The organism is Klebsiella sp. BDA134-6, assembly GCF_015601345.1.
GTDB lineage: Bacteria > Pseudomonadota > Gammaproteobacteria > Enterobacterales > Enterobacteriaceae > Klebsiella > Klebsiella grimontii.
On sequence record NZ_CP064784.1, the window covers coordinates 2,610,367 to 2,628,497 of the forward strand.

Here is an 18,131-nt window from a genome sequence, read left to right on the forward strand (position 1 = left end):
CGAGGAGGTCGGGTATCCCTAATAGTGTAAAGCCTCTGTAGATGTACAAAATTAAAATAATGTTCTTATGATAGCGAGATATTCTGTCTACTCAGAATGGGATTGTTATTATCTGAATAAAATTAACCTATATTGAGATAATTTTGACAATGATAAAAAAACTTCCATTACCCGTGGCGGTTATCGCCGCCTTTTTCCCGTTTACCTCTGTAATAGCTCAAGAGTTCACGCAGGAACAGATCGACGCCATTGTGGCGAAAGCCGTCGATAAAGCCCTGGCCGAGCGCCAGGCGAAAATCGACGCCGCCGCCGATAAAAAAGTGGACGTCATTACCAACCCGCAGACCACCGCGGCCACGCCGGATATGGCGATCCCCTTCGGCCTCAAGTTCAGCGGCTACGCCCGCTACGGCGCGCAGTTCCAGACCGGCGATCAGAAGTTTGTCGGCGTGGATGGCTCCTATAACGGCGCCTCGGCGATCGGTCGTTTAGGCAACGAAGGTAACGGCGGCGAATTCCAGATAACTAAAGCCTTTAAGAGCAGTAAAGGCGCGATCTGGGATATCAACGTCATGTTTGATCACTGGAGCGATGAAGTTAACCTGAAAAAAGCCTACGTCGGCGTCACCAACGTGCTGGAATCTAACCCCAACGCTTATATCTGGGCAGGCCGCGACTTCCATCAGCGTCCGCAGCAGGGGATCAACGACTACTTCTGGATGAACCACGATGGCCAGGGCGCCGGGGTGAAAAACTTTGATATCGGCGGCGTGCAGTTTGACGTGGCGGGGGTGTCGCAGGTGGAGTCCTGTAGCCCGGAAGTGATGGCCGATGAGGCCAACCCGTCGCGCATCACCTGTACCGGCGGCTCCGGTACCGGCGATAACGGCCACTACGCCCTGACCACCAAAACCCACAACATCAAGGCCGGGCCGATCGACGTTGAGGTATACGCCAACTACGGTTTTGATTCGAAAGCGGTGGACAGCGACGAGCGTCTCGACGCCTGGCAGGGCGGGCTGGTGCTGAGCCACACCAACGACAGCGGCGTCAATAAAGTGATCCTGCGCTACTCCGATAACTCGGATAACAGCGTCTACAACAAAACCGATGACCTGACCGCTATCTACGCCAGCTTTGAAGGGCTGCATAAATTTACCCGGCAGGCGCAGATCGAATATCTGCTGGCCTTCCACGACTATGACAACGGCAAGGACAACACCGATAACCGCAAAAACTACGGCGCCATCGTCCGTCCGATGTACTTCTGGAACGACGTGCACTCCACCTGGCTGGAAGCGGGCTACCAGCGCGTCGATTACGACCAGGGCGGCGATAACCACGGCTGGAAGCTGACGATGTCGCAGAATATCGCCATCGGAATGGGGCCGGAGTTCCGTCCGATGCTGCGCTTCTACGTGACCGGCGGCCAGGTGGATAACAAGCGCACTGCGAAGGTCAACGGCACCAAAGACGAACAGCTGGATTCGCTGAACGTCGGCGGCATGTTTGAGGCGTGGTTCTAAAAGCTGACGGATTCACCAGGGCGAACAGGCTGGCGCGCGCCAGCCTGTTCGCTCGTTCAGCCCTCTCAATGCACCGTCAGGCGCAAGGCCAGGTCCTGCGGGTAGGGATCAAAATAGTTCTGCGCCTGCAGGTAACGATCAGGATATTCGGCCAGATAATGCTTAAGCAGCGTTATCGGCGCAAGAATGGGCAGCAGCCCGGAGCGATAGTTAAGGATCACCTCCCGCAGCTCGCCGCGCTGGCGGCTGTTTAGCTGGTTACGGAAGTAGCCCTGAATATGCATCAGCACGTTAGTGTGGTTTTTACGCGAAGCGGGCTGTTTAAGGATCGCCATCAGTTTTTCGCGGTACACCGCAAAGAAAGCCTCCAGATCCTGCCACTCGTGGAGCGACGCAACGAACGGACCAATCTCGCGATACCCCGACTGATGGTGGGCCAGCAGCTGAAGTTTATAGCGACTATGAAAATCCAGCAGCGCACGACGCGTCAGGCCATTTTTGTGCAGACTATTCAGTTCATGCAGGGCGAAAACCCGCTCGACGAAGTTTTCACGCAGCACAGGATCGTGCAGGCGACCATCCTCCTCAACCGGTAGCCAGGGGTATTTCTCCATCAGCGCGGCGGTAAACAATCCTGTGCCTTCTTTACGCCCGCGGTTGCCCTTTTCATCGTACAGCCGCACGCGCTCCATGCCGCAGCTGGGCGATTTGGCGCAGACAATAAATCCCGACAGCTCGCCCAGCGTGGAGAGATGGGCGCTGGCGAAATCGGCCATCTTCTCCGTCACGTCGTCGTGCGGGGCATGGCTAAAGCGCATGCGAAACTCCCCCTCGGTCGTCTGCACCAGCCGCAGCGCCGGGCGCGGAACGGGCAGGCCGATAGCCATCTCCGGGCAGATGGGTTTAAACGCCACCCACTGCGCGAGCTCATCCATCACAAAGCTCATTCGCTTGTGCCCGCCGTCGAATCGCACGGCTGAACCGGTTAAACATCCGCTGATCCCAATGACAGGTTGCGTGTTCATGGCGTTGTCCTCTCTTAATGTACCGTTCGGGTGAAGAAAAGGGTCACCGTGGCGACGGTAATGCCGAATTTCTTCATCTCGGTTTTGTTGAACAGATGCACGTCGTCCTGCAGGAACATCCAGTCGTCGAAGTGCAGCAGCCAGGTGCTACCGTTGGCCGCCACGTTCATGCTGTAGCGCCAGTGGAAAGCGTTGCCCGCCGCCTGGCCGGTCGCCACGCCGGTAATGTCGCCCGCGGTGCCTTCATAACGGTGGTCGCCGGTGCGGCGAATGCGCCATACCCGCTGCTGCTTCTCGCCATCGTCATAGACAAAGCGCTCGTGAAGCGTCAACGTGTCGCCAACCACGTCGCCGTCAATCGCCACGTGGAAGCGGCGCAGCTGTTTGCCGTTGCGATCCTGAACCATCCCCCAGGCTTCCGTTTGGCCCTGAAAGTAGTGGAAAATGTCCAGCGCCGGCTGCTGCTGCCGGTAGTCGGTCACTTCGGCGCTGCAGCCCGCCAGCGCCAGCATCAGCAGTGCGAGGCCAAGGGTCAGAATGCGTTTCATGATGTTCGCTCCGCGGTAAGCTGCACAACGCTGATGGTGCGGGCGTTAAACCCGGCTTCGCAGTAGCCGAAGTAGTAGAGCCACATGCGGCGGAAGCGATCGTCAAAGCCGAGCTTCTCAATATCCTGCCAGGCGTGGATAAATCGCTGCCGCCAGTGGGCCAGGGTGCGGGCGTAGTCCGGCCCCATATCGAACAGATCGCGCATCACAAAATCGGTGTGCCGCGTCATCAGCTCGTTCATCGCCGTGATGCTGGGCAAAAATCCGCCGGGGAAGATGTAGCGCTGAATAAAATCCACGTTTTTGCTGTAGCCGCGATAGCGCTGATCCTGGATGGTGATGGCCTGGATCGCCATTCTGCCGCCCGGGCGCAGCCGCGCCTGGCAGGTGCGAAAGAAAGCTGGCAGATAGCGTTGCCCCACGGCTTCAATCATCTCCACCGACAGCAGCTTGTCATACTGGCCGGTCAGATCGCGGTAATCGCAGAGCAGTACCTCGACGCGATCCTGCAGCCCGGCGCGGGCAATTCGCGCGTTGGCCCACTGGAACTGTTCCTGCGACAGGGTGGTGGTGGTGACCCGGCAGCCGTAGTGGCGGGCGGCGTATTCGGCCATCGCCCCCCAACCGGTGCCAATCTCCAGGAGATGATCGCCGGGCGTAAGCGCCAGACGCTCGCACAGGCGCGCCATTTTGGCCCGCTGGGCCTGGGTGAGATCCTGGCCGTCGTCGGTAAACAGCGCGCTGGAGTAAAGCAGTTCGTCGTCAAGGAAGTGGGCGTAAAAGTCGTTGCCCAGATCGTAATGGGCGGCGATATTCGCCTTCGCCTGCGCGCGCGAGTTGCGGCGCGTCCAGTGGCGCAGCCGCTCGACGGGCTTGCCCAGCAGCCGGAAGCCGCGCTCCAGCCGCCCCAGTACCTGGCCGTTACGCGCCAGCATCTGCAGCAGCGGCGTCAACTGCTGGCTCTCCCATTCGCCGTCCATCCAGGCCTCCGCGGCGGCGAGGCTGCCGCCGGTCAATAAGCGCCAGTAGACGTTCGCTGAAAGCACTCGCACCTCGGCGCGCAGCGCGGCGGTAGGGTCGCCAAAATGAAAGGTTTGCGCCCCTTCGCGCACGGTGAGCGAACCTTCGCGAATGCCGCTCAACAGACGAAAGAGCAACCAGCGCGCGATACGCACGTTGCGCGGAATATCGGGTTCAAGCGCAAAGACGGGATCGGTCATGAGCGTTCACTCCTGCTGACAGGATGGTTATACAGCGGCATGCGCTTGAGCCATAGCCGCAGCGCCTGCCAGTAGATCGCGAGGACGGTTTTCAGCGTCATCAGCGGAATGCGCAGCAGCAGACCGCGCAGGCTGGCGCGCGTCAAAGGCACGCGGCTCAGGGCCAGCGTGGCGTCGAAGACTTTCGCGGCCTGATGGTTCTCGATATGCATGTGCAGCGTTTTACCGGGACTGTTAAAGCGCCAGAGGTAGACCATATCCATCGGGTTAAACGGCGAGACGTGAAAGGCTTTCGCCAGCGGACGCGCCTGTTGACCGTCTACCGCGTAGTAATGGCGCTCATTCCACGGCGTATTGCGCACTTCGGCCAGCACCCAGCGCAGGGTACCGGCGCTGTCGTAGCAGTAGTAAAAGTTGACCGGGTTAAAATGAAAGCCCAGGTAACGCAGTTGGGTCAGCAGCATGACGCGGCCATCCGGGCGCGTGCCGGTCAGGTTTTCCAGGCGGTTCAGAACCTGCTGTTTTAACGGCGTGCCCAGCGGATAATCGGCATCGTAAAAGGCAGCTCCGGCAAACCGATTGCGGCGGATACCGACGGCGGCGAGCGCATCCAGTTCGTCCAGGTCGAGCCAGGCCATAAAGATGCGATAGCGAAAGTGGTGCGCCTTCGGCTGGAGACGGCGGTGGCGTAATACGCCCTCATAGAGGCAGCTGTTCATTTCAGAAGTTCTCCGCCGCCGCGATGCCGTTGACCACATCGAGGGCGCTGCGCACGCCATCTTCATGAAAACCGTTATACCAGTACGCGCCGCAGAACCAGCTCCGCTGGCGGCCGTTAATCTCCTCGCGGCGCATCTGGGCGGACCAGCTTTGCGGATTAAACAGCGGATGTTCATAGACCATGCGCTTCCAGACGAAACGCGGGTCCACCAGCGTTGGCGGATTGAGGGTGACGCAGAACAGCGGGGCATCGGCGGGCAGGCCCTGGAGAATATTCATGTTATAGGTGACGCAGGCGCTGGCCTGATCCTGCTCGCTCAGGCGATAGTTCCAGCTGGCCCAGGCGCGCTTACGCACCGGTAGCCAGCGGGGATCGCTATGCAGGACGACTTCATTTTGCTGCCAGCCGATATCTCCCAGAATCTCGCGTTCGGCAGAGGTCGGGTCCGCCAGCATGTCCAGCGCCTGGGCTGAGTGGCAGGCGAAGATCGCCTGGTCGAAATGCTGCTCCCCCGATGCCAGTTGGAGCGTGACGCCATCCTGACGACGGATAACGTTTTGCACCGGTGCATTGAGGCGCAGGCGCAGGCGATCGCCACGCTGAGCCAGCAGGGCGCGCACGTATTCGCGCGAGCCTCCGGGCACCACGTACCATTGCGGACGCTGGCGGACATCGAGCAGGCCGTGGTTTTCAAAAAAGCGCAGAAACAGCGCTAGCGGGAAGCGGCGCATCTCCTGCAGCGACGATGACCAGATAGCGGCGCCCATCGGCAGGATATAGTGGCGCGCAAAAAAGGGGCTAAAGCGGTGCCGCTCAAGGAAGGTCTGTAGCGTGGCGCCCGGGTCGAACGCCCCCGCCAGAGCCTGTTTCGCCAGACGGTTAAAGCGGACGATCTCCGTCAGCAATCTCCAGAAGGCCGGCTTTACCAGGTTGCGCCGCTGGGCGAAAAGCGAGCTCAGGCTGTGGCCGTTATACTCCAGCCCGCTCTGCGGGTTGTGTACCGAGAAGCTCATTTGCGTTTTTTGACCGCTGAGGCCCAGTTCGCTGAGCAGCCCCATAAAGCGCGGATAGGTGCGATCGTTGTAAACGATGAACCCGGTATCGATGGCCCATGTGCCCTGCTGCGTGGCGATATCCACCGTGGCGGTATGTCCCCCCGGCGTGGATGCTGCTTCGAACAGGGTGACCTGGTGTTGTCCGGCAAGGCGCCAGGCGCAGGTCAGACCGGCAATGCCGCTGCCAATAATCGCGATATTCATGAGCGTACCATCCTGCGCAACAGTAGGCGTTGCAGACCTTCGGGAAGCCCTGCCAGCAGGCGCAGGAGCATGCCAAAACCAGTCGGGAAGACGATATGATTTTTACCTTTCGCCAGACCGCGGCGAATCGCCTTTACCGCCTGCTCCACGCTCACCTGGCCGGGCATGGGAAAATCGTTTTTGCGCGTCAGCGGGGTATCGACGAATCCCGGCGAGACCACCGTGATGGCAATGCCTTTCGGCTCCCAGTCCAGGCGCAGGCTGTTGGCAAACCAGGTTAGCGCCGCTTTGGAGGCGCCATACGCCTCGGCGCGAGGGAAGGGCAGCCAGTGCGCCATTGAACTTACCAGCACTACGCGATTGCCGGCAGACAGCCGCTGCTGAAGCGCCTCCAGGCAGTTCACCGGCCCGAGAAAGTTGGTAGCGATCGTCCGTTCCACCAGCGCGGCATCTACCGTGCCGTGGTCCAGGTATTCGCAGGTCCCGGCGCAGAGAATGATCAGATCGGCCTGGCACTCCGCGAGCGCCCGGCGACAGGCCTCCCTGTCCGTCATATCAAATGGGCGGAGGCTGATGTTGGGGCTGTGCCGCTGTAGCGCCGCCAGACGTGACGGATCGCGACCGCATGCGATGACGGAGTGGCCATCCGCAGCGAAGGATTTGGCGAGCCCGGCGCCAATCCCGGAGCTGGCGCCGGTGATAAGCACCGTCATCATGTCCGCACCCTCCGCTTGACGCCGCGTACCGCCCAGCCCACCAGGGGAAGATGTTCGTACAGCATCTCTCCGGCGTCGTAGTAGTCGCGCTGGTAAATAATCCGCTCCTCTTCAACCGTAACCATCGAGCAGCCCGCAAGTTCTAACGCCTTCCCGCCGGCCAGGCGCGGATGTGACCAGTGCATAGTCCAGGCGACGGCAAACCGCTGAGCGTTGCAGACCGGCGTATTGATGGCGAAACGACACCGTTCCACGTTGGCTAGCAGATGGGAAAAATACCCCTGGATCGCGGATAGTCCCCGATGCTGGCCAAACGGATCGATCAGTACGGCATTCGCATGATAGAGCGCGGCCAGCGCCGAGGGTGGCTGGGTATCCAGCATGGCGTAGTACTCGGTAAAACGGCTGAGAACGGAGGGCGAAGGACTCATGGCTCACATCCAGAGTGAATCAACATAGCGTATTTAAAACTTACACAATTAATAATATTTGTCCAAGTTTTGGCTGAGATATTTTTTATTTTTATTAAAAATCATATGGTTATTTTTATCTCTGCTGTGCAGGTTTGAGGCTTTAGCGAGAGGCGAAAGGGCATGTCCGCCGCGCCTTGAGCAGACAGACGGCGCGGACAGGGGGCGCATTTAACGCACAGAGGATCGGTTTAAGGGGATATTACGAAGGACGTGTTAGCCGAGGCGCGCTAAATTACAGCGCGACAATCTCCAGGGAGACCACCTGCTGCTGCCAGCGTTCAACCTGCATCTGGCGAGCAGGGGTGAGTTTACCGGTCGTCACCAGCAGCCATTTGCGCTCCGGCAGGATCTCCGGCGCCAGGGTTGCCGGGGGCGTCGGAAGGACGTCGATGCGGTGGCCCTGTCCGGTGCGTTTGAGCGCTTCAAGCCAGATTTCGCAGGCGTCCGTCAGATGCCAGCCGGTGATCAAATAGTTATCGCCGGGCGCCTTTTTGTCCCCTTCGAGGCAGAAGGAAGTGTAGGCGATGATGATCCCGTCGAGGATTTCGCGCAGCGTCATGATTGCCGGTACGTTGGCGGAGACCTGGCTGCGCAGCGGGCGTAGCACCTCGGTGACCAGCTCGGGGCGAGGGGATTCGCGCCCGGCGTCGTAAATCAGCTGGCGCAGGGATTCGATTTTCCCCTCTTTCAGCCGCTGGAGCATGCTCTCCTGCAAGGTGAGCCAGTTATTCGTCCGCCGCGCGCCGGGACGCGCCAGTAGGGGTTTCACCTGGCTGACAGGAACCCCTTTTTTGACCCAGTCGAGAATTTTGAGCGCCTGCTGGATATCGTCATCGTTGTACAGGCGATGGCCGCCATCGGTGCGCTGTGGCTTAAGGAGCCCGTAGCGACGCTGCCAGGCGCGGAGCGTCGTCGCGTTAATGCCGCAAAGCTGCGCAAATTCACCGATGGAGTAGGTCATAAGAGACACCTGATAATCAACAGTACTCTCAATATACTACGAATAGCGGCCGATTGAGTGCATTCCCCTCTTTTGCAAGCCGTTAGCCTCGCCGGAAATTAATAAAAAGAAAAAGGATAGAGCACATAAATCACCGCCATCCCTGAGAGACTGGCGATCGCGCTGATGATGAACCAGGTCCTGAATGGCTGCTTTTGCGTTTTGTGGCGGAACAGCTGCTGACCCGCTATCGCGCCAGCCCAGCCGCCCACGAGCCCAAACACCAGCAACGTGGACTCCGGCACCCTGCGCCAGGCCCTGCGCGCCGCCATTTTGTCCACACCGTAAATCGCCAGCGTCAGGACGTTGACCAGCAGGAGCCAAATAGCAAAAGGCCAGGAGGTAAAAATGCAGCCGATCGCCGCGGCGATCAGGAGTAAATAACAACACCGATTGAGATTCATATTTTTAGCCGCAGTTTTTCAGCGCGTATTGAAACCGCATTATACGCACGACGCGCGGCGAGAAAAAACCGCAGCCTTAGCCTACTTCCTCGCCAGGCGACCAGCGATCACCGTTATTCCGACCGCGGCAAGCAGCAATATTCCACTCAATCCAAAAGCGCTTTGCCACCCCAGGCGGTCAAATACCACGCCTCCTGCCGTCGAACCCAGCGCAATCGACAGCTGAATCACGGCGACCATCAGTCCGCCACCTGCTTCCGCGTCGTCGGGCAGCGTCCGCGCTATCCACGTCCACCAGCCGGTTGGCGCCGCCGTCGCCAGCATTCCCCACAAGCTTAACAGAATGGCTACGGCCCAGGCGTGGTGTCCTGCCAGCAGCAACGTTCCGGCAATCGCGGCCATCAGTAAGGGGAGAGAGATTAAGGTCTGATAAAACCGGGCGGTGAGGAGTGGCGAAACGCCCAGGGTGCCGATAAAACCCGCGATGCCTATCGCGAGCAAAATCAGGGACAGGCCAGAGGCGCTGAGGCCGGTTACCATTTCCAGAAACGGCCGCACGTAGGTAAATAGGGTAAACTGCCCCATGAAGAAGAGTCCGCAGGCCAGCAGGCCGATAGCGACGATGGGCGTTCTGAACAGGCGAAGCGCGGAGCCGCGCGGCCGGCTCGCGTTATCGCTTTCCATCGCGGGCAGGCTGACGCACTGCCAGACAAAGGCGGCTATCGCCAGCGGCGCCAGGCATAAAAAGGCGCCGCGCCAGCCGACGGTTGACCCCAGATAGCTGCCCAGCGGCGCCGCCACGACGGTCGCCAGCGCGTTACCGCCGTTGAAAATCGCCAGCGCGCGGGGAACCTGGCGCTGCGGCACCAGCCTGATGGCGGTGGCCGCCGACATCGACCAGAATCCACCGATGACGATACCAATCAGGGCCCTTCCCGCCATATAAACCGCATAGCTGGACGCCAGCGCGACAATCAAACCCGACGCCGCCATCAGAACCGTCAGCCCCAGCAGGAGATATTTACGATTCAGACTCCCGGCAAGGTTGGAGATAGTCAGGCTGGTCAGCACCGCAAGGGCGCCGGAAATCGCAATGCCCTGGCCTGCCAGCCCCTCGGTGACGTTTAAATCTCTGGCAATCGGCGTCAGCAGGCTGACCGGCATAAATTCGGAAGCTATGAGGACAAAAACGCACAGCGTCATGGCAAATACGCCGCCCCAGTGGGCGTGCGCTGGCGTGGGTGGTGTAGTACGGCTCAGTGTGGACATGATCTGCATCCCTGAATATTTTCCCGGCCCGCTTCAGGCGCGGCCGGATCAGACGCTATTGATGGCATAACGACAAAAAACGTGGGTAAAGGTAAAGAGCGGGCGATGGAACGCCGCCCGCGAATTGCGAACGGCTTTCGGTCGTTATCTCAGGTTGGTTTTGAAAAACTGTTCAAATTTGGCAAACGGAATTTTACCGGCCGCATTATCATAGAGATCGACATGGTTCGCGCCGGGGACGATTATCAGCTCTTTCTCTTTGTTGCCGATGGCCTTAAAGGCGTCTTCGGCAAAATAACGGGAATGCGCTTTTTCACCGGTCACGATCAGCGTCGGGATGGTGACTTCATTGGCATAGCTCAGCAGCGGCATATTCATAAACGACAGCGGCATGGTCGCATTCCACGCGCCGGTTGAGTTCACGGAGCGGGCGTGGAAACCGCGCGGCATCCGGTAATAGTCAAAAAACTCTTTCAAAACCGGGTTTGGGTTGGCGGGTAAGGTTTCTGGCAAGATACGATCGCCCGCGCTGGCGTTACCTTTCTCATCGACGTAAATATCATGTCCGCCCGGTGAGTAGGTGCTGTTTTCCGCATCCTTCCAGCGCTGTTCGTTGAGGTAGCGCAGTACGGCGCGGCGATCGGCGGTGGTATAGCGATCTTTACCGTCGCCAACCCCATGGCCCATCGCGCGGCTCATGTCGTACATGACGCTGGTGGCCACCGCTTTCACGCGGGTATCCATCGCGGCGTCGTTAAGCGCCATGCCGCCCCAGCCGCAAATGCCGAGCAGCCCGATACGGTTGCGGTCCACCTCGCTTTGCAGACCTAAGAAATCGACTGCCGCGCTGAAATCCTCGGTGTTGATATCTGGAGAGGCAACGTTACGCGGATAGCCGCCGCTTTCGCCCGTATAAGAAGGATCGAAGGCCAGGGTGACGAAACCCTGTTCCGCCAGGGTCTGTGCATAGAGACCGCTGGACTGCTCTTTCACCGCGCCGAAGGGGCCGCTGACAGCGATCGCCGCCAGCTTGCGTTCGCCGCGATCTTGCGGAATGTAGAGATCGCCGACCAGGGTGATCCCGTACCGGTTCTGGAAGCTCACCTTACGGTGACTGACTTTCGTGCTTTCCGCGAAGGTTTTGTCCCATTTTTCGACCATCGAAACGGGCGAGTTTGGATTGGTTGTCTCGGCATAGCTCATGGTGGTGACTCCACTTAGTGACGCGCATAGCAGCATGGCAGGCATGGCGGCCGTCAGTTTTCTGGTAAACGCTTTCATTAATCATTCCCCTAAAACAGGTTCCAGATACAGGTTTCATACGGATAACGCTGCTGTGATTTGTTGCAATGCGCTGATTATAGTTAGCAGCCAGAGTGCTGATTAGTGGGTGAAAAGTGCTAAAATTCATATCATATTGTTATAAATTACGACGCAGGCGCGAGAGGAATCATGGCAAAACGGGAAAACTATAACGATCTGTACCTGTTTATGCTGGTGGTGCGGAAGGGCAGTTTTACCGCCGCGGCGCAGCGGCTTGGGCTGGCGCAATCCGGCGTTAGCCGTTCCGTTCGTGAACTGGAAGAGCGGCTGGGCGTGCAGCTTCTGGTGCGTACCACCCGCAAACTTTCGCTCACCCAGGCGGGCGAGCAGCTCTATCAAACCGTCGAATCCGGCTTTGATGCGTTAGACTCGGGGCTATCCACGCTGGCGTATTATCGCCATACCCCGTCCGGTACCGTCCGCATCAATGCCAGCCAGCACGCTATTGATAAAGTGCTCCTGCCGAAGCTGGCGGTATTTAAACAACGCTATCCTGATATCCGCCTGGAACTGATCGGCGAAAGCCGGTTTGTCGATATTATCGCGGAGCGGTTTGATGCCGGGGTGCGTCTGGGGCCGGAAGTCGGCGGCGGCATGGTGGCGGTCCGCATTTCGCCAGATATGGAGATGGTTGTTGTCGGCACGCCCGAGCATTTTCGCCGCTACGGCTTTCCGCAAACGCCCGCAGATTTAGTGATTCATCCCTGCATCGCCTATCAGTTTGGCGACGGAAGCCTGTACGGCTGGGAGCTCGATCAGGACGGTAAAAAAATCACCCATCGTCCGCAGGGGCAGTGGGCCTTTGCTGACAGCTATATGGAGGCAAAAGCCGCCAGGTTGGGTCTGGGTCTGGCTTATGTCCCGCAGGAACTGGTCGCCGACGACTTAGAGCGAGGCGCGCTTATCAGAGTTTTGCAACGCTACAGCCAGCGGCTGGAAGGCTCTTTTCTCTATTATCCCCATCGCAACGTGTCGCCCGCGCTGCGGGCGGTGATTGACACCCTGAGAATCTAAGCCGTCAATCCTGAGGGGCATAACCTTCTCCGGGGCACTTTCTGGTCGATGACAGGCGCTACCGTTACTGTTTAACGTCGCATCGCGTCTTTGACAATAAGCTCTCTAGCCACTCGGTAAACGCCCGCACTTTGCGTGAGAGATGGCGGTGCGGATACAAGAGTGACAGTTTGCGGTCGGGGGAGGGGTTGTCGGGTAAGACTTCCACCAAAAGGCCGCGGTCGAGATAAGGTTGTAAAAAAAGGTTCATTCCCTGAACTAATCCCAGCCCCGCCAGGCCTGCCGATAAATAAGTTTCAGAGTTATCGATGACCAGCTTACCGGGAAGCGTCATTTCGGTGATACCCTCTGGCGTCGCAAAGGTCCACGGCATAATTTGCCTGCTGCTGCTGTTAATCCAGTTGATAGCCTGATGATCCTGCAAATCCTCCAGCGTTTGCGGCGCGCCGTGGCTCGCAATATAGGCCGGGCTGGCGCAGGTCGTCATTTTAATGCTGCCCAACTTGCGGGCGATATAGTCCCCGTCATCCAGTTGTCCGACCCGCAGCAGGCAGTCAAGCCCATCGCGCAGCATATCCTGACGGCGGTCCGAGCTACTGAGGATGATTTCGACGCCAGGATGCTGACGATAAAAATCAGGCAGATGGGGAACGACCAATAACGTCGCAAAAGCGACAGGCATGTCGACTCGCAGCTGGCCGTGCAATACCCGGTCTGTACCAAACGACTCCAGCAACGCATCCGCCTGGGAGAGTAAAGGTTTGCTCTGACGATAAAACGCTTCCCCGTCAGGCGTCAGGTTAATACGACGCGTTGTTCGCTGCAGCAAACGTGTGCCGCAGTGCTGCTCCAGCAGCTGCAAGGCTTTCGTAACGGCGGGACGATGGATTTGCAGATGTTCCGCCGCCTGAGTAAAACTGCCCGCCTCGACAATTTCAATAAAAATGCGAATCGATTCGAAGAGATTTATTTGCATAGTTAGTTTCTTTTGCCCACATCGGGAGATTTCATTGTTACTGATTTTATAATAGTGATGAATTTTTTTGGCTATTTTTCTAAATAATCTTACGGCCTACACTCCTTCCACTAAGAAACTGAACCGCGCCATAGCGCTATTGTGAAGGATATTGCACCATGAAAAATAACCGTATCTGTCAGATCCTGAATATAGAAAAACCGGTTATTCAGGGGCCGCTATCGTGGCTAACCGATGCCCGTTTAGTCGCCGCCGTCAGCAATGCAGGCGGGCTTGGTGTGCTGGGGCCCAATGCGGGTTTAACCGCTGAGACCGCGGTTTCCACGCCGGAAGAAACCGCTGAAAAAATGCGCGAAGAGATCCGCAAAACCAAACGGCTGACCGAAAAGCCTTTCGGCGTGAACCTGATCCCAATGCCTGAAAACGATATCTGGACCCCGCCTATTCTGCAGGTGATAAAAGAAGAGGGCATCAGGGCCGTGGTGTATACCGGTTACGGTGAAGGGGCGCTCATACCGGCGCTATTCAACGAATTAAAAGAGGCAGGTATTGCTGTCATTTACCGTGATATCAATCCGACGCCTGAAAATACCCGCCTTGCTGAAGCCGCTGGCGCCGATATCATCGTCGCGACCGGTTTTGATGAAGGAGGGACATTGCCGGGTACCGTGCTGGGAACCTTTTCAATCGTGCCGCTGATTGCCGATGCGGTGGATCGCATTCCGGTGATGGCGGCTGGCGGTATTACCGACAACCGTACCGCCAGAGCGGCGCACGCGCTCGGCGCGGAAGGGATATTTGCCGGTTCGGTTTTTATCGCGACGGAAGAAAGCAGAGTGCCGGCCTCAGTCAAAAAAAGAATTATTGCCGCCAATGGCCTTGATTTACGGCTTTTCCGCACGCTGCCGCATTTCTATCGCTCGCTGCCGGGCAGGCTGGCCGAAACACTGGTGTCGATGGATAAAGCCGGCGCCAGCCGCGAGGCGCTCGGCGAAGCCATGGGGGGATTACGCGGCTTGCGTATCGGCATGCTGGAAGGCAACGCTGAGGAAGGCTATATCTCGCTCGGCACGGGGATCGGCAACATTCGCAGCGTCAAAAGCGTAGCGAGCGTTGTGAATGAGCTGACGATTAGTTAGAGATTCTGTTTTGTGCGGGTTACTACGGCTTTCCGTCTGACGCTATTTTTCTGACGCCTTGCGCCAGAAAAATAGCCTGGCGATTCGATTCAGAAGGGGAGGAGCGTTCGGTTGAACAAGATGCCGTTACGCTGCTCTCCGGGGATAAATGTTTCCAGGCTGCGAATCTGGTCCCGGATAAGAGCTTAACGTTTCCACTCTGGGGCTGATCATTGCTCTTGTCTTCAACGAAGGCTTTGCGGGCTCCGGCCGACTACCTTACCTATCTTTTCAGGTCGCGTTTTTTCTCAGTGCGCTGCGGGGTGAAAATAAAGCTTGCTATCGATCGGCATCTATGTGATTAATAGCAGGTCGATTTACTACACAGATCCAGTAATAAACGGTTTAGTGAAGCAGTTCTCATCTCAAGCGTTATCCATAGATAATCCTTCTTTAGACTCTCCCTATCGTGATTAATTAAGCTCTGTGAAGCGAATAATTTTAAAGTTTTTTGAACCTGCGACAACGATGACGGTCTAAACCCGAGTAGACAGGTTCACAAACTGGCGCAAACGGCGATAGGGAAGGGATTGGCCTGGAATTTTCCGTTTAGCGTGCAAAAGTGCATAAGAGATAACGTTATCCCAATAGCACACGATTATTTTATTGAAATCTACCGAACATTACGTGCCCTCGGGCAAACTAAGAAATTAACAACATTAAAAAATCGCTGGTGCAGTAATAGATTTCAGTCTGAAGTGCGCTTCAGAGGTATCTATAAGCAGTAATGACAATGATGTCATTGTTATTCTCAACCATTCAGAGAAGCGTTTTCACGCTGTGACAGAAAAGCCGGGAAGGTGTTTTCTGTGAAATATGGCTAAATGTCCCTGCGGTAGAGAATGTTGTAGCAAAAAGAGGCTAACATCATGATTGACCACATTCATTTCAGATGCCCATGCTGTCATGGGTCGCAGTACAGAACATCCACCTACGATGTTTCTGAAAAAAATCCGTTTGGCGCGAAATGCATTTTTTGTAAATCCGCGATGATTACATTCGATAATATCGCAGCGCATATGTCCAGAAACTCGGCATCGCTTGAGTTACGGAAGTAAGATTGGGCCCTTGAAAAGGGCCTTTGATATCTGAATCGTAAGCGTTATTACCATTTCGATCGGCTGCCTGCGGGCAGCTTTTTAGTTTGTTTAAATTCAAATTAGACCGTACTTTTCTTATCTTTGCAGATGTGAGTAAATGCGTAGTCTCGCAATTCTTGCGGAAAACTTGTTGCGTTCTATAATTTTTAAACCAGAACTCATCTGGTATTTCTATGCATATCCTACCGCTCGTCCGCCCGGAAGAGAGTATCCCGCGTTTAACGGCGCTCCTGACACCGATTGCCGAAAAATGATCGTTGTGCCGCGAAAACGTATGACCAGGACACATAAAAATCAACCACAGCTGTACCTTTTTATCAACGGAGGAGATAGGACCGCTTCCCGAACAGACACGGATGCGCCTATCTATTCTGGGTTATATTCAGGGGGGACCCACTTATCACGTAGCAGTGTATTAAACGTATTATCGGCGTTAAAATGTGGTAACTATATTACGTTTAAATACGGGGGGCTTGATTGGCGTGAATAAGTTACCCGAGCGGTTTTAGGGCTGGCGGGTTGTCCAAATTTAAATAATAAAACGATTATCAGCGCGGCGTTAATATTTTATTGTAGACCCACTTAATATTTTACGATGACATTTATTCGACAACGGGTCGACAACGAGATGATTATGAAGAAGACGCTTATTACGTTAATTATTGCCCATGCTTTTACGGCGACGGCAGCTTTTGCTGCTGCGGAGACAGGAACCTGGTACGCGGGATCTAAATTTGGCTGGTCGCACTACGGCGATTCCAGCACCGATCGGCAAGTCGATGTCGACCGCGATAACGTCGGCGGCGGTGTGTTTACCGGCTATCAGATTAACCCCTGGCTGGCGGTTGAAGGTGGCTATGACTATTTAGGCAATATGGGTATCAATGGTCGCCATGGCGCATCCGGTTCGCAAATGAAAAGTCAGGGGCTACAGCTTTCGTTGAAGGCCAGTTATAGCCTGACCAGCGACTGGGATCTTTACGGCCGGGCAGGGATGATGGGCTATCGCGCGGAATCCGACGTGAATGGAAAAAATCGATTTGACACCGGCGTGCGCCCGGTACTGGCTTTCGGTACCGAATATGCATTTAATGACAGATGGTCGGGACGTCTGGAGTACCAGTGGGTCAACAATGTGGGTAACGAAAATCAAATTGGCGTGAGCAGCGATGTAAACTCCATGATGGCGGGCATCAGTTACCGTTTTGGGCAATAAAAGCATCGTCCCGGAAAGAGCGTCCTTTGAATAAAAAGGGGGCTCTTTATCTGCTGGTAATAGACCTATGGTCATAATTACAGTATATAATTGGTCATCATGGCACCTGAGAAAAGTGTGATCGTGATCAATGTTGATAATCGCCAATGCCCTTAAATATGACACAGGGGAAATAAATGTAATAAATTAATGGTGATTTTTTATGGCGATTAAGGACTTTTTTATACAAACAACACCCGGGCGACGTCGTTATGGCGTAGCGCTATTTGTCGGGGTGATTGCAGGAATTATGTCGGCGTTTGTTAAATGGGGGGCTGAAGTTCCATTACCGCCGCGTACTTTCTCCGGCGGCAGAGATGAGTTTAATCCACCTTATCTTTTCTTACGCGACTATCTGGGAATTGACCCAACGCATACGGTATATACTTTCTCCGAACACATCATCAATCCGGTGATGGTCACGCATATTATATTCTCGCTGGTGTTTGCCGTTGGCTATTGTGTCGTCGCGGAAGTCTTTCCGAAAGTGAAATTATGGCAGGGAGCATGGGCGGGAATTGTCGCCACCATCGCCGTTCACTGGATCTCATTTCCGCTACTGGGGCTGACGCCTTCGTTATTGAATATTCCTGCCGATGAGTATATTTCGGAATTGCTGGGACATATTTTTTGGTTCTGGGCCATTGAGATGATTCGTCGCGATCTTCGCAACCGTATTACCCATGAACCTGACGCCGAAGTACCTCTTGACGCGCCGTTCAGATAATTCATCTCAAAAGAACCCGTGCTGTCACGGGTTCTTTTGACAGGAGAGAGATTACAGCAGCGTATTCAGGGCGAAGTTAAGGATCATCTCACCATCAAATGAGGCATAGGGCAAACTTTCAATAACGGCAATGTCTTGTGGTGCCTGCGGTGCGCGAGTGAATTGCTCGACCTTATACTGGATATGCGGGGCAACCAGCACGGCATCGTAAGCGGGAGCGACGCTAAAGAAATTTTCAACCCCAACGGCGCTGATTAATAAATCCAGTTGCCGATCGTCAGCAATTTTTTGCATTCTGCGGGCAATAATCCCTGCCGTTTCGCCAAACAAACAGCATATTAATAGTTTTTTCACGGTTTAACCCTCGGTAAGATACCGCAGCTACAATATTCCTCCC

General features: G+C 55.9%; 19 protein-coding genes and 1 pseudogene. 7 read left to right on the plus strand and 13 right to left on the minus strand.

Features of this window, described 5'->3' with window-relative positions:
* Positions 1–143 precede the first annotated feature (143 nt).
* Complete coding sequence (locus tag IYV58_RS11995; protein ID WP_195729634.1) at positions 144–1,526, plus strand: carbohydrate porin; 1,383 nt, start codon at positions 144–146, stop codon at positions 1,524–1,526.
* Between the two features lie 65 nt (positions 1,527–1,591).
* Here the strand turns inward: IYV58_RS11995 and IYV58_RS12000 are convergent, their stop codons facing one another.
* From IYV58_RS12000 to IYV58_RS12050, 11 genes are all read right to left on the minus strand, one after another.
* Positions 1,592–2,551, minus strand: a complete 960-nt coding sequence (locus tag IYV58_RS12000; protein ID WP_004121158.1) for a YbgA family protein — start codon at positions 2,549–2,551, stop codon at positions 1,592–1,594.
* Between the two features lie 14 nt (positions 2,552–2,565).
* Positions 2,566–3,099, minus strand: a complete 534-nt coding sequence (locus IYV58_RS12005) for a DUF3833 domain-containing protein (RefSeq protein WP_004121156.1) — start codon at positions 3,097–3,099, stop codon at positions 2,566–2,568.
* Complete coding sequence (locus tag IYV58_RS12010; protein ID WP_049115314.1) at positions 3,096–4,319, minus strand: SAM-dependent methyltransferase; 1,224 nt, start codon at positions 4,317–4,319, stop codon at positions 3,096–3,098. Before IYV58_RS12010 ends, IYV58_RS12005 begins: the two co-directional genes overlap by 4 nt.
* The gene (locus IYV58_RS12015) at positions 4,316–5,038 is read right to left on the minus strand and encodes a DUF1365 domain-containing protein (RefSeq protein ID WP_049115316.1); all 723 of its coding nucleotides are present in this window, start codon (positions 5,036–5,038) and stop codon (positions 4,316–4,318) included. The genes IYV58_RS12010 and IYV58_RS12015 overlap by 4 nt, the downstream gene beginning before the upstream one ends.
* A 1-nt stretch (position 5,039) precedes the next feature.
* Positions 5,040–6,299 carry an NAD(P)/FAD-dependent oxidoreductase gene (locus IYV58_RS12020; protein ID WP_195729635.1) on the minus strand — a complete coding sequence of 420 codons (1,260 nt, stop codon included), beginning with the start codon at positions 6,297–6,299 and terminating at the stop codon, positions 5,040–5,042.
* Positions 6,296–7,015: an SDR family NAD(P)-dependent oxidoreductase gene (locus IYV58_RS12025; protein WP_004121144.1), complete on the minus strand. Its 720-nt coding sequence runs from the start codon at positions 7,013–7,015 to the stop codon at positions 6,296–6,298. Before IYV58_RS12025 ends, IYV58_RS12020 begins: the two co-directional genes overlap by 4 nt.
* A complete protein-coding gene (locus IYV58_RS12030) occupies positions 7,012–7,446 on the minus strand; it encodes a nuclear transport factor 2 family protein (protein WP_004121140.1) in 435 nt (144 codons plus the stop codon). Before IYV58_RS12030 ends, IYV58_RS12025 begins: the two co-directional genes overlap by 4 nt.
* 274 nt (positions 7,447–7,720) lie before the next feature.
* Positions 7,721–8,449, minus strand: coding sequence for a MerR family transcriptional regulator (locus IYV58_RS12035; RefSeq protein WP_142446467.1), 729 nt, complete (start codon positions 8,447–8,449; stop codon positions 7,721–7,723).
* Positions 8,450–8,547: 98 nt separating this feature from the next.
* Positions 8,548–8,892: a DUF1294 domain-containing protein gene (locus tag IYV58_RS12040; protein WP_004121130.1), complete on the minus strand. Its 345-nt coding sequence runs from the start codon at positions 8,890–8,892 to the stop codon at positions 8,548–8,550.
* A gap of 81 nt (positions 8,893–8,973) precedes the next feature.
* Positions 8,974–10,161 carry an MFS transporter gene (locus IYV58_RS12045; protein WP_185923426.1) on the minus strand — a complete coding sequence of 396 codons (1,188 nt, stop codon included), beginning with the start codon at positions 10,159–10,161 and terminating at the stop codon, positions 8,974–8,976.
* A gap of 144 nt (positions 10,162–10,305) precedes the next feature.
* Positions 10,306–11,442 carry an alpha/beta hydrolase gene (locus tag IYV58_RS12050; RefSeq protein WP_142446468.1) on the minus strand — a complete coding sequence of 379 codons (1,137 nt, stop codon included), beginning with the start codon at positions 11,440–11,442 and terminating at the stop codon, positions 10,306–10,308.
* Positions 11,443–11,613: 171 nt separating this feature from the next.
* On the opposite strand from IYV58_RS12050, the gene IYV58_RS12055 reads away from it, so the two are divergent.
* Entirely contained in the window at positions 11,614–12,498 is an 885-nt protein-coding gene (locus IYV58_RS12055) for a LysR family transcriptional regulator (RefSeq protein WP_195729636.1), read from the plus strand.
* Between the two features lie 64 nt (positions 12,499–12,562).
* Here the strand turns inward: IYV58_RS12055 and IYV58_RS12060 are convergent, their stop codons facing one another.
* Positions 12,563–13,474 (minus strand): LysR family transcriptional regulator, encoded by a 912-nt coding sequence (locus IYV58_RS12060; protein WP_049115327.1) that lies wholly within the window; start codon positions 13,472–13,474, stop codon positions 12,563–12,565.
* Positions 13,475–13,632: 158 nt separating this feature from the next.
* Here IYV58_RS12060 and IYV58_RS12065 point away from each other — a divergent pair, with 158 nt between their 5' ends.
* The 5 genes and pseudogenes from IYV58_RS12065 (at position 13,633) to IYV58_RS12085 (ending at position 17,734) form a co-directional block, all read left to right on the plus strand.
* The gene (locus IYV58_RS12065) at positions 13,633–14,613 is read left to right on the plus strand and encodes an NAD(P)H-dependent flavin oxidoreductase (RefSeq protein WP_123828136.1); all 981 of its coding nucleotides are present in this window, start codon (positions 13,633–13,635) and stop codon (positions 14,611–14,613) included.
* A gap of 908 nt (positions 14,614–15,521) precedes the next feature.
* Complete coding sequence (locus IYV58_RS12070) at positions 15,522–15,710, plus strand: cold shock small protein YmcF (protein WP_071988221.1); 189 nt, start codon at positions 15,522–15,524, stop codon at positions 15,708–15,710.
* Between the two features lie 380 nt (positions 15,711–16,090).
* Positions 16,091–16,261, plus strand: a pseudogene (locus tag IYV58_RS28310) (helix-turn-helix domain-containing protein); the annotation flags it as partial.
* Between the two features lie 125 nt (positions 16,262–16,386).
* Positions 16,387–16,968, plus strand: a complete 582-nt coding sequence (locus IYV58_RS12080) for an outer membrane beta-barrel protein (RefSeq protein ID WP_004121118.1) — start codon at positions 16,387–16,389, stop codon at positions 16,966–16,968.
* A 202-nt stretch (positions 16,969–17,170) separates the two neighbouring features.
* Positions 17,171–17,734, plus strand: a complete 564-nt coding sequence (locus tag IYV58_RS12085; RefSeq protein ID WP_004121116.1) for a YagU family protein — start codon at positions 17,171–17,173, stop codon at positions 17,732–17,734.
* A gap of 51 nt (positions 17,735–17,785) precedes the next feature.
* On the opposite strand, the gene IYV58_RS12090 is transcribed toward IYV58_RS12085, so the two are convergent.
* Complete coding sequence (locus IYV58_RS12090) at positions 17,786–18,088, minus strand: PTS sugar transporter subunit IIB (RefSeq protein WP_195729637.1); 303 nt, start codon at positions 18,086–18,088, stop codon at positions 17,786–17,788.
* Positions 18,089–18,131: the final 43 nt, after the last annotated feature.